The organism is Pseudoduganella sp. RAF53_2 (assembly GCF_052113985.1).
Lineage (GTDB): Bacteria > Pseudomonadota > Gammaproteobacteria > Burkholderiales > Burkholderiaceae_D > Rugamonas.
On record NZ_JBFRDW010000801.1, the window covers coordinates 1 to 2,344 of the forward strand.

Below are 2,344 nucleotides of genomic sequence, written 5' to 3' on the forward strand. Positions count from 1 at the left end.
AACCCTGCTTGTACAGCGCGTAGATTTTCAGCAGGGTCATATTGTCCGGACGCTCCGGCAGGTTCTTGGAATCGGCGACGGCTGCGTCGAATTGTTCTTGAAGGCTCATCTCTTATCCTCAATGGTGGGGTTTGGATGCGCCATCATACAAAGAAAAGCGCCGGCGCCTGTAGAGGATAGGCTCCAAATCCGCGGTGCGCCGCACAATAAAAAACGGCGGTTCAAGACGGGCCGCGATGACCTGCCTTGAACCGCCGTTCTGGCGGAAGCCGGAATTACTTCTTTTTGGTTGGGTTCACAGCGGCTTTCAGGGTCGCGCCAGCCGAGAACTTAGGGGTCTTGGACGCTGCGATTTTGATCGCTTCGCCGGTCGCTGGGTTGCGGCCTTTGCGAGCAGCGCGCTTGGCTACGGAGAAGGTGCCGAAGCCGGTGATGCCGACCGTGTCGCCTTTTTTCAGACGTTCGGTAACGATTGCGATCAGGGTGTTAACTGCGTCGTTAGCGGCAGCGCCGGACATTTCGGTACGCTTCGCAAATTCTGCAATCAGTTCGCCTTTTTTCATTACTACCTCCTTGGTTAATGGAGCGCGCAGATTAGCACATTAATTGAAAAAAGTGTTCACCCTTTTTCGAAGAAGGCCATATAGTGACTGGCCTGCGACGAAATGGCGTGTAAAAAGCCCGTAAAAACAAGGCCTCATGCGCGATCATGGTGCACCGGCTGCGGTCTGTTTACCTTAGTYTTGCGCTGCAGCGGCGGACCCGTTTGCGCCTGCATTGGCGCTGGCCGATGCATTCAGGCTTCCTTGCGCCGAGCCTTGTGCGGCGCCATTTGCGCTGCGGCGCGGCGCTTGTTCGCCGGCTTGCGCGGGCTTCGCGGACGACTGCGCAGTCTTTGCTGCGGGTGCGTTATTGGACTGCGCAGCCGTACTGCCTAAGCTGCCAAGCGCGCCGCCGGCGCCGCTCTTTGTGGTGGACGCACTGCCCGCTACATTGTTGGACGCGTCGCGTGCGGCGCTCGCGCTTGCGGTGGCCGCGCCTTGCGCCTGGCTGACGCTGTTGGCGGCCGTGCCTTGCACCGCCAGTGCCGTATTGGCCGCTGCGGTGGTGGTAGCGTCGGCGGCGCCGTGGCCTGCGGCGGCGATTGCGGAGTAGGTGCTGCCGGCAGTTCCGGTGGCGCTGGAGGTCACGCTGGACGCGGTTTCGCGCGTGCTGCGGATCGTATCGCGGACTGGCAGCGCGCCGATTCCGCCAAGCTGGCCATTCATGGTGCCGCCAATGCTGCCGCCGAAACTGCCGCCGATTCCACCGCCACCCAGCACACCGCCCAGCGGTCCGGCTTGCGCGATGGATGCCGCGCTGGCGGCCAGAATGATAGCGGCGCGGATAGTTTTGATCATGTTCATGAGCGTTCTCCTTGATAAGTGCGGCGACGAATTCGCTGCTGTTACAAGGAGAACGATGGGCGATTCAGTTTTCTTCCATCGCCGCGAAAATTTTTTTAGCGGAAGGCGGCGGGATCGGCGCGGTAGGATTCGCCGACGATGCCGTAGCCGGTGGCGTTGCTGATGTCCTTCATGCCGGGATTGCCGGCGGTCGCGGCCAGTTTGGTGATGGCGGCGTGGGCGCCGGTGGCGTCGGGACGTGGCAGCTGCGGCGCCAGCAAGGCCGCCACAATCGGCGCGGCGAAGGAGGTTCCGCGCACCACGCGGTAGGGCGGTGCGCCGGCCGTGGCGCTCACCATCTGACTGCCCGGCGCGGCGAACATGACTTGCGGCCCGCGCGCGGCCTCCGGCAGCGGACGGTGTTTTGGATCGACGCCGCTGACGCCGACCACGCCGGGATAGCTGGCGGGATAGAGCGGCGGCGCGGCGGGACCGTCGTTGCCGACTGCGGCCACCAGCAGATGTCCGCGCTTGATCATGGCGGCTACGGCGCGCTCCAGTAACTGGTTTGGCGGGCCGACCAGACTCAGATTGATGACGCCGACGTTTTCGCGCGCCAGCCAGGACAGGGCGCCAACGATCTGCGTCGCGGCGCCGCCGGTTGGCTGGTCGCAGTAGATGTCGGCAGCGTACAGCGTGGCGCCGGGCGCGACGCCGGCGAAGCGCTCGGACCGTCCCACCATCAGCGCGGCGACCGCCGTCCCGTGCGCGGCGGCGATTTCCTTGCCGTCGCAACCCCAGCGCCGGATCGCCGCGCCATCAAACACCTCATGCCGCCCATCGACGCCGCTGTCGACAAGACCAACCCGCACCGCGCCCGAGCCGCCAGCCTCCGCCGCAGCGGCCCGCCCGCGCGTGTCATTCGCGCCGCCCGCGGTCGCGCCGCCGGCCTCCGATGC

The 2,344-nt window shown here is 64.8% G+C and carries 4 protein-coding genes; all 4 read right to left on the bottom strand.

Annotation, left to right across the window (positions count from 1 at the left end):
• On the bottom strand, positions 1-109 hold a 109-nt coding region (locus tag AB4Z11_RS29670), incomplete at its 3' end, for an acyl-CoA-binding protein (RefSeq protein ID WP_442029469.1).
• 166 nt (positions 110-275) lie between these two features.
• Positions 276-563, bottom strand: coding sequence for an HU family DNA-binding protein (locus AB4Z11_RS29675; protein ID WP_050409188.1), 288 nt, complete (start codon positions 561-563; stop codon positions 276-278).
• A 174-nt stretch (positions 564-737) separates the two neighbouring features.
• Complete coding sequence (locus AB4Z11_RS29680; protein WP_442029465.1) at positions 738-1,406, bottom strand: hypothetical protein; 669 nt, start codon at positions 1,404-1,406, stop codon at positions 738-740.
• A 95-nt stretch (positions 1,407-1,501) separates the two neighbouring features.
• On the bottom strand, positions 1,502-2,344 hold an 843-nt coding region (locus tag AB4Z11_RS29685), incomplete at its 5' end, for a S8 family serine peptidase (RefSeq protein ID WP_442029467.1).

Bases quoted from the DNA above. Each gene is read 5' to 3' on its own strand.
- AB4Z11_RS29675 (WP_050409188.1), bottom strand. From the start codon at position 563: ATGAAAAAAGGCGAACTGATTGCAGAATTTGCGAAGCGTACCGAAATG.